This window comes from Vibrio sp. PNB23_22_6, from assembly GCF_052877535.1.
In genome coordinates this window covers 1-13,931 of sequence record NZ_JBNFXP010000013.1, presented here as the reverse complement: position 1 = coordinate 13,931, position 13,931 = coordinate 1, and the positions used below count along the sequence as shown (strand labels likewise).

At 40.1% G+C, this 13,931-nt stretch carries 10 protein-coding genes; 5 read left to right on the top strand and 5 right to left on the bottom strand.

All coding sequences use genetic code 11. From position 1 onward, the window contains the following. Position 1: 1 nt before the first annotated feature. The 5 genes from xrtA to ACVA54_RS11675 are packed head-to-tail and all read right to left on the bottom strand — an operon-like array spanning position 2 to position 5,968. Positions 2-1,438 (bottom strand): exosortase A, encoded by a 1,437-nt coding sequence (xrtA, locus tag ACVA54_RS11695; RefSeq protein WP_099079384.1) that lies wholly within the window; start codon positions 1,436-1,438, stop codon positions 2-4. Next, entirely contained in the window at positions 1,431-2,648 is a 1,218-nt protein-coding gene (locus tag ACVA54_RS11690; protein WP_446580741.1) for a TIGR03087 family PEP-CTERM/XrtA system glycosyltransferase, read from the bottom strand. Before ACVA54_RS11690 ends, xrtA begins: the two co-directional genes overlap by 8 nt. A 3-nt stretch (positions 2,649-2,651) precedes the next feature. Next, entirely contained in the window at positions 2,652-3,695 is a 1,044-nt protein-coding gene (locus ACVA54_RS11685; RefSeq protein ID WP_099079382.1) for a FemAB family XrtA/PEP-CTERM system-associated protein, read from the bottom strand. Beyond that, positions 3,637-4,563: an XrtA system polysaccharide deacetylase gene (locus tag ACVA54_RS11680; protein ID WP_099079381.1), complete on the bottom strand. Its 927-nt coding sequence runs from the start codon at positions 4,561-4,563 to the stop codon at positions 3,637-3,639. The genes ACVA54_RS11685 and ACVA54_RS11680 overlap by 59 nt, the downstream gene beginning before the upstream one ends. A 4-nt stretch (positions 4,564-4,567) precedes the next feature. Continuing rightward, positions 4,568-5,968 carry a TIGR03013 family XrtA/PEP-CTERM system glycosyltransferase gene (locus ACVA54_RS11675; protein ID WP_446580739.1) on the bottom strand — a complete coding sequence of 467 codons (1,401 nt, stop codon included), beginning with the start codon at positions 5,966-5,968 and terminating at the stop codon, positions 4,568-4,570. A 597-nt stretch (positions 5,969-6,565) separates the two neighbouring features. Between ACVA54_RS11675 and ACVA54_RS11670 the strand changes: the two genes are divergently transcribed. From ACVA54_RS11670 to ACVA54_RS11650, 5 genes are all read left to right on the top strand, one after another. Further along, positions 6,566-7,216, top strand: a complete 651-nt coding sequence (locus ACVA54_RS11670) for an XrtA/PEP-CTERM system exopolysaccharide export protein (RefSeq protein WP_099079379.1) — start codon at positions 6,566-6,568, stop codon at positions 7,214-7,216. A gap of 17 nt (positions 7,217-7,233) precedes the next feature. Then, a complete protein-coding gene (locus tag ACVA54_RS11665; protein ID WP_446580738.1) occupies positions 7,234-8,766 on the top strand; it encodes an XrtA system polysaccharide chain length determinant in 1,533 nt (510 codons plus the stop codon). A gap of 45 nt (positions 8,767-8,811) precedes the next feature. Continuing rightward, complete coding sequence (locus tag ACVA54_RS11660; RefSeq protein WP_099079377.1) at positions 8,812-9,627, top strand: XrtA-associated tyrosine autokinase; 816 nt, start codon at positions 8,812-8,814, stop codon at positions 9,625-9,627. Continuing rightward, the gene (locus ACVA54_RS11655) at positions 9,614-11,068 is read left to right on the top strand and encodes a hypothetical protein (protein ID WP_446608970.1); all 1,455 of its coding nucleotides are present in this window, start codon (positions 9,614-9,616) and stop codon (positions 11,066-11,068) included. The genes ACVA54_RS11660 and ACVA54_RS11655 overlap by 14 nt, the downstream gene beginning before the upstream one ends. Before the next feature lie 99 nt (positions 11,069-11,167). Further along, positions 11,168-13,741, top strand: coding sequence for a PHP domain-containing protein (locus ACVA54_RS11650; protein WP_446642385.1), 2,574 nt, complete (start codon positions 11,168-11,170; stop codon positions 13,739-13,741). Positions 13,742-13,931: the final 190 nt, after the last annotated feature.

The window sequence follows — 13,931 nt, the reverse complement described above, 5'->3', positions numbered from 1 at the left end:
GTTAGTAGTCTCCGTTGGCCATCCATGCCTTCGCGAGTGCTTGAAGTTGTTCGTCTGTCAAATCGAAACTTGCCAACGCCAATATATCTGCTGTGCCCGACCGTTCAGTCATCAATTTCGTTGCTTTGATTAGTTTTATTTCTAGTGGGTTACTCGAACAGACATTATCGATGCAATACCAGTAAAGGACTTTCATTGACTCGCCGTAATGATTAGCGATAGTGAGTTGCGTTGCATTAAAGGCATCAATAACCTGTGGTGAAATGACGTGTTTCGAGTTTGAGTTCAGCGCCCATTTATTCTGGTCATAGAGGTGATTAACTGAGCTAATTAATTCCCCATGCTTCTGACGGATGGAATATCTTGCTGAAAAGTATTCAACTCGACCGTCAGGCGTGACGCCCCTCGTTACTGTTAGTGCCTGCGGGAAAGAGATCCCCCACACTGACGAATGAACTTCAGTTATCTGGTCAGGTAAACGAATTGGAGAGACGGCTTGCTGGTCGGTTTTTTGTAAAGACGCTTCCCATTTGAATTGTAGGAACAAAACGGCGGTAAAGCATATCGACATAGTCAATGTTTTGGCCGGCGTTCGAATCACATGGTTCGGTTTCTGTGACGTAGCCGAAGATCGCGGGTTGTCGGCAAACTTATCAGAGATATAGAAGATGATGCCGATGACGAAAGCGAAGAAGACCCACCCGTAAACTAAGTGATCCGCGCCAGTGGCATACTTCATGTCACTTAAGTAGCCGATGAGCACAATGCCGTAAGCTCGGATGCCATTTGCGATAATCGGAAAAATAAACGAGAACCCGACAAAAATGAGTATCTTCCACCATTTATTGAAGCTGAGGTAAGCGAATAAGGTCCCGAGTGCGAGGCTAGATATTAGGAATCGTATTCCTGAACACGCTTCGGCCACTTCAAACTGGCCATTAGGTATCTCGAGGAATAACCCTTCACGATAAACAGGAATATTTGAGAGTTGTAGGGCAAACACGGTGATATCAGCGGTAATGACCTGAAGATAAGGAACGAGCTCCTCACCAAAAGGAATACAGAAAATTAGATAAAATATTGGGAAAAACAGGATCTTCGTTAGGGGAGTCCCTAGTAACGCCCAAAGTATTAGCTGCAAGCTGAAAATAGCGGCAATATGCTCAAGCAGCGCGACATCTGCCGCCTTTCCGAACATCCAGCACAGTGTCGGGAATATAAAGAGAACGACAGGGATCCAGCTGCTCCCCAACGGGGTTTGCTTGATCTGGTCTCTTTTACGCCAAGTGAGCCATAGAGAGATTGGAACAATAATAAAGCCATGTTCATAAGTTTTAGATTGCGACCATACCGTGACCATGCTTTCTATAGACTCATGGTAAACAAAAGCCCAAGTGATAAGGGGGAGAATAAAGCGATATATGGGTAGCTTAATCACCGCGAGCTCCCAAATAATGCAGCAAAGGGGTCAGTTTTGCTTCCCAGCTGTAATTTTGCTCTAACCACACTCTAGAATCAGTGGCGTTAAGGGGAGGGCTCTCTAACTTATTGATCACCCATGCTCTCATATTTTGTTCTGAATCGGTGACATACAGGTTTTCATTAGGGCACCCTTCCAATCCTTCGATACCACGGTTTGACGTAAGTACAGGCCTTTCCATTGCCATCGCTTCTAAAATTTTATTCTGGATTCCTCTAGCCATCTGCATAGGAGCGACAGCCGCTTTAGCATGTGCGAGGTAAGGTCTAACATCATCGACACGACCAGTGACTATAACGCCAGAAAATGCGGACAGTTCCAATACCTGTTTAGGGGGGGAGGAACCGACAATATAAAACTTGCTATCTGGGCACTGTTTAATGACTTCAGACCAAACATGATGAGTAAACCACGTTACGGTCTCGATGTTAGGTCGATAATCCATTGCGCCGGTAAAGACAATATAGTTGTCATCTTGAACGGAAAAACCTTCATTTAGGTTCGCGATAGCTGACGGTGAGAAGTATTCACTGTCGATACCATTACTTAAGGTTTTAATTTTTGGTTGAATATGGTCGTCCACCATTTCCTTAAAAAGAGAAGCTTCTGCATCCGAGATAAAGCAACTAACCTCGAATTTATCTGCAACGTATTTTTCATACCCTTCGAGAGCCTGGTATTCACGCATGTATATTTTGCTCATGACCCCGTTTGAGGAACATGCATATTGACGCCACTTATCAGAATCAATATCCGCAAACTGCATCACTTTATATAAGGTTGGTGATTCGGGCCTGAGTACATATTGCGCCATGCAGCCTGAGTATATAAAAGCTTTAGTGATGCTGTGCTCTGCGATGGTTTGATTAACCCAGCTCTGCATTTTAGAACTGCGGTAATAGGGTAAGGTGATCGGTTCACCCCGACCAAATGCAGTTAATCCTTTTATTTTGGCTAGGGTAGGATTGAGGTCGACAAAAAAACATTCTTTGCACAACTTAGCAACGTTGTCAGTGTACTGTTTGTCGTTTGGGTCATCGATAAAGCAGCCCACATATACGTCATAGTGTTTGTTCAAGAACTTCAGAACATTGAATGTCGTGATTTTGTCCCCCTTGTTCGGGGGATACGGAATACGATGACACAAGTACAGTAGCGGTTCTTTCATGTTCTAGCCTAAATATTTGGAAAGTTGGGGCCCTATTTGACGAGAAAGGCTTAACGGCATTTTCTTCCATAACCCTATTAGTATCCGATATTTAGGGTTGTTTGGTGACAGGTTCGGTAAGTTTTTGGCTTTGATTAGTGCAATACGATAGTGAAGATTATTCTCCTGCATACCCCAGTGTTTTTTGTACTGGTAGGAGCCTGAATCTTTTTTGCTTCGACCGAAGTCAAACTGTGTCATGCCCTTGTCCTTAGCGATGCACATAAGTTGATAGTACATATAATCATTGCTCTTTAAATCTCGAGCATCGTGAGTACCGCCTCCGTAATAGGGAAGTACTGTATCTTTGTAGTAGAAACTGAGCACACTCGATACTGGAGTATCTTTATCATTATGGATAACAAGTGTCTCGCATCGCTCAGCGAACGTTTCTTTTAGTGAATCGAAAAGCTTTTTGTTGAAGACGGGAGTGCCAAGGTTGTGAACGCTTTGAGCATACACATCGTAGCAGCACGACGTGTCGTCTTTGTTATCCCATTTCAGGTTGTTTTTAAGCGAGTGGCGAATGACCGCTCTTTGCTTTCGCTTAATGTCAGTTAGGATTTGATCGGGAGAATCACTAAGTACGGATGAAAACGTTGCGTGTTGGCAATGTGCCACCCAAGGCCCTTCTGATTCACGGGGCGTTTTATCGCGTAGCTCTACATAGTCGACATTTAAAGACGCGCCAAGCTCAAGTGCTGATTTTTCGAGTTTATGTCGAATGGCATCAGAGTCAGCGAGCACGCCACCATAGACACAAAAAGGTGTCGATATCAGCGCGTGGCCAAAAATCGCACTTTTCTGCTCAAAAAGAGGCAACACACCCACGATGTTGTGGTCGCGTTCCGCGAGCAGGTATTGTGGTTTATGTTTGAAAACAGAGTGTATGACTGTGTACCAACCGGTAAGGTGAAAAAACGTACCGTCTTGATGATGGTCAACGTACTTATCCCAGGCCAACATATCTTGTTGAGTCATTTTTCTGATTTGTAGATTTTGAGTCATCCGTTAGTCCATCCAGTTGGAAAACATGGCTCATCGTATTCCATGAAAAATCCGTTAATAGGTGCTGAATACGAGCTTCCATTCGATTAAGATTCAGATAGTGGCGAAATTGAGATTTCAGGGTTATCCCAGCGATGCGAGGTTGCTGGTGATCGATTTCCCAAGGGTGAAAATAAAAGCTATAAGGCAAACCAGTCTCGCGAATAAAACGGTTAATCAACACTTTACTCAAATCGTAGGGGTAGAGTCTGAAAAAACCACCCCCGCCAATTGGGACGCTGCGATTGAATTTATGTAACGTCGGTATGGGAATTTCGTAAATTCCCTCAGGCCGACGATACTTCAATTTCGGCCAATCTGGCGCGCCATAATGGTCGTGTTTAACTGGGTAAGTACTACTGCTGTAGAGAAAACCCAATTCAGCCAAAACACTAAATGCCCATTCATTCTGTGGGTTGATCGAGAAACTTGGTGCTCGATAGCCCTTAATCTGGCCACCAGTTATATCTTCTAGCAACGCTTTACTACGTTGAACATCTTGTCTAAACACGATTGGGGACTGAGAGGTGGCTCTTTCGTGATTGAAGCCATGGCTAGCTAGTTCATGCCCGTTCTCTGTGATTGCTCTAGCCAATTGTGGGCATGAATTAGCGACCCACCCCAACATAAAAAAAGTTGCCTTTACATTATGTTCTGAGAAAATTTCGAGGATCCTATTCGTACTTCGCTCGATTCGTAGAGGGTACTTAGTCCCCCATTCTGAACGTTTGATTACTTTGTCAAAGGCTGCTACTTGAAAATAATCCTCAACATCGACGGTCATCGCACACTGCGCTATAGAGTGATCGTTGCTTGGTAAATCAGTCATACGGCTATCTACCTTTTCCAAAGAGGATAATCTCGGATGTCTTCAATAAAATTAAAAGATCCAAGGTAAAGTTGCGGTTTCTTATGTAGTAAAGATCGAATTTCAACTTTTCTAATGCGTCCTTTTCACTGCTGCCATAGGGATACTTTAGCTGCGCCCAACCTGTTAAACCTGGTTTAACATTGTGTCTTTGATTGTAATAGGGAATGGAGCTACTAAAGCCTTGAGTAAATTGTGGTCTCTCTGGCCTCGGACCAACGAAGTACATGTCACCGATAATGACGTTGTAGAGCTGTGGAAGTTCATCAATACGAAATTTCCGAATGAACTTACCGACTTTAGTTACTCGGGGGTCATCTTGTTGCGCCCACTGAACACCATTTTTTTCTGCGTCAGTACGCATGCTCGTAAATTTGTATATAAAGAAACGTCTGCCGTTTAGTCCGACTCGCTCTTGAGAGTACAGGATAGGAAAATGTCGCCCGCCTTCTAGTTTGATGGCCACCACAGTAAGTGCCATCACTGGGAGGGTTAATAGAGCGATTGAAATCGCGATCGCACCATTGAACAACCAATACAAGTTTGTTCTCAATTGGTTCTTTGAGCGATGGTTCTGGAAAAGAAACCAAGATGGGTTGAGGTAGTTGACGGCGACTTGCCCAGTTTCTCGCTCAACAAATTCAATGATGTCGGTAATTTGCACTCCCACTTGTTTTAAGCGAAGCAATTCTTCAAAGGGCAGGTTATTTCGACGTTCATCAATTGCAATAACGAGTTCATCAATCTGCTTATGCCTTACAAAAGTATCAATCGGTTCTGAGATTTTGATGACTTGTTCGTCATTTATCTGTTGCTGGGCATCGCCTTCAACAGTGACAAAACCGACAAAATCAAGCCCAATACGATCGGAGCTACGGCGCATACATTGCTCAATGATACTTGCCCTTTTCCCTGAACCAAGGATTAGGATGCGTCGCTTAACCAATTGATTCAACCCTAGCTTTAACATGATAAAGCGGCAGATCGACAGCGAAAAAAATGCGAAGACGGATAATAACTCATTGAATGAATGAGGGAAAAAGTCTGCAATAAATAAATGGCTTAGTAGTCTGGTTAATATATAAGCCAATAAAACAGCGACAAATATTCGAATTAGAATGCCATAAAAGGTTTCCCTGAGTTTTTCGTTGTATAAACCAACACCTAACAGCGTTAAATGTAAAGGCAGAGCAAAGATGAAGAATTGCACATAAACATCAATATTAGAATTACTTAAATAAAAGTCACTCGTGAACAACTTCGCGCAGAATATTGTCAGTATGAAACTGAAAAAAACCACCATGAAATCAGTAACTATCATTAAAGTATTATTGGTATTCAATCCGTGAAATTTAGCGCTCGACATATCCTATCCCTGACATAATTAAGAACTCACTAAAGCAAATTAAATACATTTTGGGAGTCACACACTTATGAAACTTAGACGGGTTTTGTTGTTAGATCCAATGCAATATTAGACTATTTTCACTTTAGTTTAGTGTTTGCTTGTAGAAGACAGTTCGCCTAATGACTCAAGTAAATCCGTGATGAACGAATCACAATTAGGATTCAGATCTTAATGTAGCGGTTTGTAGTGTCCTACTTAATTTGGATAATCTCGCCGTAATTATTTTGGTAATCAGAAGGTTAAGGAAGCATGTTGAAGAGTAGTATTACACAATGTAAATAGGTAAAAGAGTGGTGCCACTGAAAACAATGTTGGGTGTAACTGACATTTTACTTTTGCATTTCTTGGGGCATGTTTTTTCTGTCAACTAATGTGCAGAGTGTAAATTCATGTTCTATATTAGATTCTTGTATAGCTATAGATTTTCATGTCTTTGTACATTCGGAAATAGGAAAGGGAGTCATAGTACGAAACATTCGGTACGTTGAACTCTGAGTTTACGTGGCAGCGGAACGTAAAGATATGGATGAGAAAAGGAATTCTAAGGAAGCATGTATGAGTGCAATTTGCCAATTCTACAGAGAATCTAAACAAGCATTCGTTTTGAGTTGTGTTTGGCTGATGATAGGCTGTACCACTAACGATTTACCTTCGTTACCCACGGCAACAATCCACCCATCCTTGACTGAGGACATTAATAACTATCGTTACCTTATTGGCCCAGGAGACTCTTTAACCATTTCGGTGTGGGGAAATCCAGAGGCATCAGGAACGTATACGGTTCGTCCTGATGGCATGATTTCTACCCAACTGGTCGATGATATTGTTGTTGCTGGCAAGACACCAACGTTCCTCGCTAGAGAGCTTGAAGCCCAACTATCTGTGTATATAAGAGATCCAATAGTCTCTATCTCGGTGGACACCTTTGTTGGCCCATTCAGCGAGCAGGTTCGGGTAATGGGTGAAGCGTTAGAGCCTCAGGCTATCAATTATAAAGAAAACATGACGCTCTTTGACGTGATGATTGAGGTTGGAGGATTAACAGATTTTGCCGACGGAAATAACGCTCGACTTATAAGAGTGATTAAAAATCAGCAAAAACAATTCGGTTTAAGAATGGATGACTTACTGAGAGACGGTGATATAGAGGCGAATGTCGATATTTTACCTGGCGATATTATCATCATTCCAGAGGCGTGGTTTTAATCAGGGAAGAACAATACATGCAAGAACAAGTTAAGTTGTTGGCTTACTATCTCCAGGGAATTTGGTTGCAAAGAAGGTATATTCTCATTTTGGCCTGGATCATTTGTCCAATCGGGTGGATTGGCGTTACTTTACTGCCAAATCAGTATACATCAGAGGCAAAAGTTTACGCAGATACACAGTCTATTCTTGGCCCACTTCTACGAGGGCTTGCAATACAAACGGATCCTTCCCAGAGATTGGAATTGATGGCAAAGACATTACTTAATACGAGAAATCTCGAAGTTATTGGAAATGAAGTTGATGCTAACATTAGGGCAACTACTCCAGAAGAATACGAAGAATTATTAAATGACTTGAAGTCAGGAATAATAATTAGGTCTGCGGGTAGAAATAATTTATATACAATCAGTTATACTGGTGAAAACCCAGTTTTTGCCAAAAATGTAGTACAAGCGGCGCTAAACGTATTTATTGAAAGCAGTTTAGGAGATAAACGACTTGATGCTGAACAAGCCCGTTATGTCATTAATGACCAGATTGAATATTATGAAAACCGATTAGTCGAAGCAGAAAAAGACTTGGCAGATTTTAAGCGAGAATATATCGGGCTTCTTCCTGGTAGTGATCAAAGTTACTACTCAAATCTTGAATCAGAGAAGTCTGATTTAGAACAAGCAGAATTAGCCCTAAAAGAGGCAAGATCTGGTGTTGCTAGAGCCAAGCTTCAGCTCGAAGAAGAAAAGCAAAATGCATTGAGCCAAATATTCACCATTCAGACTGAGTATGACGCTAGGATTGAGGCTGTCGAAATGCGTTTAGATGAGCTTCTATTCCGATATACTCAGAAACACCCTGATGTCGTTGAGACTAAACGACAGTTATTAGAGCTAAAACAGTTAAAAAGTCAGTCGGTGAAAAATATCACCGTAGACAACAGTTTAAATGATAATTTAGTCTATCAGGACTTAAAAATCTCGATTTACCGACTTAACAATGAAATCGCATCGCTAGAAGTACGCGTCGAAAAACACAAAGCGAAGATAGACGAGTATCAAAGTAAGCTTGATATTGTGCCAGATGTTGAGGCTATGCTTACATCACTGACAAGAAATTACGAAGTCACTAAAGGAAAGTATCTAGAGCTTATGTCTCGAGGTGAAACTGCCTCTATTTCTAATAGCGTCGGAAATGCTTCGGAAGACATTAAATTCAAAATCATTGAGCCTCCTTCAATACCGACATCACCTTCTGGCCCAAATCGATTACTACTATTATTAGCCGTTCTGGTCGCTGGCGTTGGGGCAGGCTTTGGGGTGTCGTTTATTATGAGCCAGATGTATCCAGTGGCCACTTCACCAAACCAACTTTATCAGATGACAGGAGTGCCTGTTTTTGGTGTTGTGTCGGCTACAGCGTGCTCTGGTTTACTAGCAGCAGAAAAGAAAAGGTTAATGGTATTTATTTTTATGACCTTAATGTTGTTAAGCGTGTTGTTCATGTTACTGGTTATCAATACTGTTCCATCAATATATAGCATGATTAGGTAGATTCGATAGTTTATTTATTACAATAAAATGCGTTTGGGGGAAAGGATGCACAACTCAAAATCAGAAGAGAGCGGTGAATTATCTTTAGAAGAGCGAACTAAAGAAATCAATGAACCTGGATTTTTAAAGAAAGACATTATCGTTATAGATGTTGAAGATCTAAAAAAGAAGGGGATGGTTTGCGTAAGAAGTAATGGGAATAAACAAGGAGTTAATGATGAGTTTCGTGCAATAAAACATAAATTGGTAAGCAATGCATTTGGCTCTGGAGCAAATAGCCATGAGAATGGCAATCTAATCATGGTTTCTAGCTCGACAGCAAATGAAGGTAAAACCTTCTGCGCTGTTAACTTAGCTATGATGCTTTCGTTAGAGAAAAACAAATCAGTATTACTCGTTGATGCGGATGTGCTAAATCCTAGTGTTAACAGAATACTTAATATTGATAATAGACCTGGTTTAATCGACTACTTAAACGGTGATGTATCGGATGTAGAGAGTATTATTTACAACACTTCAGTAGAGAACCTTCGGATAATGCCTTCAGGTGAAGCTCACCATTTGAGCTACGAACTTTTGGCCAGTGACAAGATGTTGGCATTGGCAAGTGAATTAGCAAGCCGTTACAGTGATCGTATCGTGCTGTTCGATGGCCCGCCTCTTCTCGGTGTTATTGAAACCATCTCGTTGTCAAAACTCGTCGGTCAGGTTGTGGTTGTGGTCGAACACAACAAAACGAAAATTTCATCTATCAAAGAGGCGGTGTCTCAGCTTGATAGCAGGTTAGCCATTGGATTTATTCTTAATAAGTCTGTTAACTATAAGCTAAGTCAATATGGTTACGGTTATGGGTATGGCTAGTTGTAAATATCTAAAGTTAGAGGGGATAATATTAATTTTATCATCTATCATCGTTAAAAATGCATTTTCCGCGAATGTAGAGATTAGTCCAACGGCTTCGGTCGAATTAACTTACTCCGATAACATAAATTTAGATTCAACAAATGAAAACAGTGGATTCGTATCAACATGGTCCGCCGGTGTTATCACTGAATCTATTGGAAATAATGGAGAGTTGCTGTTTGGCTACGATGTATATCAAACGTTTAACCTGCAAGACTCTAGTGAAAATAAATTGTTTAATGAACTTTCACTCTTCGCAAATAGAAAAATATATAAGGACTCTGTAGAGTTAGAAACTAACGCTACGATTACCAATATTGCTCGTTCTATTCAAGATAATGCTAACCCTGATATTATTTCTGGTAACACGATAGAAACTCGTTCGATAGACGCAGAAATTTCATATCAGAATAATCCAAGAGGTTATTTTGATATTTATGGATCCATTTATGGGAGCGCTACATCTAACGAAGATGGTATAGGTGATTATTATGCTATAGAAAGCAATATAGTTTTTCAAAATGGTTTGTCTGAGAAGGATTATTTTTGGTTGACGGATTATTCTTACGAAAAAAACATATCTGCTAATACAAAAGAATCCTATTATAACTATGAGATCGACCAAGAAGTTGGAATTCAGACTGTATATGGGGTGAGCCCTCTCATTCACGCGTACTATGAAGGATATACAACAGGCAATCAAGATAAAGTTGTTGAATCTGGGAGTTGGGGACCTGGAGTGCGATATTATCTACATCGGAGATCTTATGTTGAATTGGGTTACGAATTTTCGATTAACGATAGGGACTTTTGGAGGTGGGCTGTTAGTCTTAATCCTAACCCAAGAACATTCTTAGCATTTGATTACACAAGAAAGTTTTATGGGGATTCCTATGATTTTACGCTGATTAATATAAACAAAAGAATGACTAACACCATTAGCTATCGTGAAGAACTTGAAGGATTTGAACGCCAATTTTTTGTTGTAGGAGAAAATATAGAGGAATTCCAACTTGTCAAAGAGTTGAGTATGAACTCGTCGTTTATTACACGCAGAACAACGTTTAGTTTTGACCTTCGTGCTCAAGAGAGGCTAATACTCTCTGACAGTGATAATGTAGGAAGTGATAATGTAGGAGACAGTAAGCTTTATGGAAGTAAACTTGCCATTTTGCACAATATCTCTAATTTGACTTCATTGTCTGCTAGCTTTCAATTTGATATAGATAAATTTGATTCTGAACCAACTGAATCTCTGATTAATTATTACCGTATATTCGATGTTTCTTTAGAAAATCAGATTTCAAACAGCATTTTTTGGGACGTGTCCTTACGTCATGCCAATAGTTCGATATACAAAGAAAATAGAGCTAATTTTACAGTTTCAGTTGAATACTAACTTATTCCTTGTTAGTGCATGATTTGATTTTTGATGTTTTAATCAATAGGTGAAATATAAAGAGTTGAAATTGGGTTTACAATGAGGTGATTGTCAAAGATGGACAAGTTGAGGCGTTATAAATGGAAGGTTTTAATTCTGTTTGTTATGATTGTTTTATTTTTGCTGCTGTTTTTTTTGTTATCTAAAAAACCATTGGTTTCTGATGTTTACATTAATCCAAAAGAGGTCAAAGATGCAGTGGATAAATATCAATACGTATCCGGTGTCATCTTTGGTTTGGAGGATGAAATAGAAGTAGAGATCAGTGGTGAAAAATTAACATCTATATTTAAAGCTGCTTCACATCTTACACCTAATATGAATTTTGAGATTAAAGTTTCTCATTATGGTGCGGTAGTATTAGGAACCTTAGATTTAAGCGGTTTTATTAATAATCGATATGTCAACGTTTCTTGCTTTATCATCCCAGATGGTAATAATGCCATCGATTCATGTCAGGTAGGCGGGATTTATGTCCCTGGTTCTTTGGTTGAATTCGGGGTTAGTGTTTTTTTAAAAATAGTATTTGATTCTGGTGTTAATGATATTTTTGAGCAATTTATAAAAAGTATAGAAATAGAAGATAATACATTACGCTTAAGAGCGATAAAAAATGGTGATCTAAAGAATTATATCAAATCTGGTTTGTCTGATATATCTTCATTTATAAAATCATTTAGTTCAAGATACAATAATAAAATTGATCCTGATGTTATAGGTAGCTATTTAGAGTTTATGTTGGAAAGTGATGTCATCATGAGCAAAAGAAAGCTTTCTCTATCAGAAATATTTAATGTTGTATTTCAACATGCAAAAGAGAGAAGCCGCATTAGTGATGCTAGAAAAGAAAATGAGTATGCATTGTGGGCGGTCGCGATGGCATTCGCAAACCATCGCTTTGCAGAGCTAATAGATGCTGACACATATTCAATAGGTACTAAATTATCTAATCTCTCATCAAAGACAGCATATCTTAATAACAGAAATGATTTAGCACTGCACTTTTTATATTCTGCTATTATTGAACGAGTTGGTAGCGAAGCAATTGCTAATAATATGGGCGAACTAAAAGAGTTGTTTGATGCTAATCAAGATGGTTCTGGTTTTGATATTTCTGATTTAGCCGCAGATATCGCTGGTGCAAGATTTTCTAATTTTATCTCGAGTCGTAAAATTAATGCCGTTCACTCACAAAACCTTCTTATCGCTAGTCATTCCGAAGCCCTTTTTTTTCCGAATGTTAATCGGCATCGCTCTATAACTTCTGCAGACTTTGAAAAGGTCATTGGTAGTACTGAAAATGAGGAGTACACTAAAACGATAGAGAAACTACAAGCAGAAGTGCAAGCTCTCACCTTATATCAAAACAGTTCTTTAGATGATTTATCCAGAAACAAGAGTTTAGCTATAATTGACACTATCCCTTGGGCTTCCAATGGTGTTTGGTTGGCTGTCGATACTCATATCCACACGAAGCATTCCGATGGTGGGCATTCGATAGAACAAATCGCCAATAAAGCGGTGAGCTATGGGTGCGATGCTATTGCGATTACTGATCATTCAGACGGTGATTTACATGCAGGTTCATTAGACTATTTTCTTGAAATTGAAGCAATCGATCGCGCATTTCCAACACTTTCAATTATTTCTGGCTTGGAATGGAATTTACCTCCGTATGAGGGACGAGAGCATGCGACGCTGCTGTTCCCAGAAGGGCATACTGCCGCCATGATAGCGAGTCAGTTTCGACGTCAGTTCGATGACTATAGAAACCCTAACAACCCATTTTCATCTGTGAGGGATGGGCTTAAGTGGCTTGAAAGTAGCTTCGATTCTTACCCAGTTTTACCTGCAGTTTTTTATAATCACCCTAGCCGCAAAGTCGACAGTTTTGAAGAGACTCTTAGAAATTTGGAGGATTGGGCGAAAGAAAACAGTGTTTTTTTAGGCTTTTCCGGAGCTCCAGGCCATCAACGAGTTCCTGGTGATAAAATTGGTTCGTATTTCCATAAATTTAAGACACATGACCGATGGGACCCTGTTGTCTCAGAGGTTGGTGGGGTGTGGGATAATCTACTTGGCAAAGGGAAATTACTTTGGGGGGCACGTGCACCTTCTGATTTTCATGGTACGAGAGGTGATTATTGGCCTTGTCAATTTTCAGAAACTAGGGTCTATTCGCGGGACAATTCAATTAATGGAGTAATAGAGGCATTACGTAAAGGCTCTTTTTTTGCTAGTCACGGTAAAGTCGTAAGGGATCTAAAATTTGAGCTGAAGCACGGTAAGCTAGAAAGGCCTGCCATTATGGGAGAGACAGTACCTATCAGTGGCGTCGAAAAGCTGACAGTCAATATTGAGCTAACGTTAAATGAACTTAACTGGAAAGGAAAGCCAACAAAATTAGAACAGGTAGAGTTAATCGTTATCTCGAATGAAACGGTGACAAGCCAAGTATTTGATGTAGAAGATTATAAGATCGGTCATCGCATAGTAATGTCGGTACCAGTACTGGCTGTGGGTGGAGATATGGCTATAAGGTTGAGAGGGCGTAGTTTCCAACCTATTAACGGTGACTATATGTTCTATACGAACCCCATTATGGTTAGAGCAATAGATGAAACAAACTAAATTATCGATAAGTGTATAGCCCTACTACTTCGGAAGCTACTTATTGGCGCTGTGTAGACACTAACAGCCAATTCCCTTATAGAGGATATGTTCGACGGGAGAGTGTCAACAGGTGTAACCCTCCCTGGATTAGTGGCACTCTAACTTAGAGTTTTTCCTATTCTCACACCTTGCTAAATACTCCCAGGGA

Bases quoted from the DNA above. Each gene is read 5' to 3' on its own strand.
- ACVA54_RS11690 (WP_446580741.1), bottom strand. From the start codon at position 2,648: ATGAAAGAACCGCTACTGTACTTGTGTCATCGTATTCCGTATCCCCCG.
- ACVA54_RS11685 (WP_099079382.1), bottom strand. From the start codon at position 3,695: ATGACTCAAAATCTACAAATCAGAAAAATGACTCAACAAGATATGTTG.
- ACVA54_RS11680 (WP_099079381.1), bottom strand. From the start codon at position 4,563: ATGACTGATTTACCAAGCAACGATCACTCTATAGCGCAGTGTGCGATG.
- ACVA54_RS11675 (WP_446580739.1), bottom strand. From the start codon at position 5,968: ATGTCGAGCGCTAAATTTCACGGATTGAATACCAATAATACTTTAATG.
- ACVA54_RS11670 (WP_099079379.1), top strand. From the start codon at position 6,566: ATGAGTGCAATTTGCCAATTCTACAGAGAATCTAAACAAGCATTCGTT.
- ACVA54_RS11665 (WP_446580738.1), top strand. From the start codon at position 7,234: ATGCAAGAACAAGTTAAGTTGTTGGCTTACTATCTCCAGGGAATTTGG.
- ACVA54_RS11660 (WP_099079377.1), top strand. From the start codon at position 8,812: ATGCACAACTCAAAATCAGAAGAGAGCGGTGAATTATCTTTAGAAGAG.
- ACVA54_RS11655 (WP_446608970.1), top strand. From the start codon at position 9,614: ATGGGTATGGCTAGTTGTAAATATCTAAAGTTAGAGGGGATAATATTA.
- ACVA54_RS11650 (WP_446642385.1), top strand. From the start codon at position 11,168: ATGGACAAGTTGAGGCGTTATAAATGGAAGGTTTTAATTCTGTTTGTT.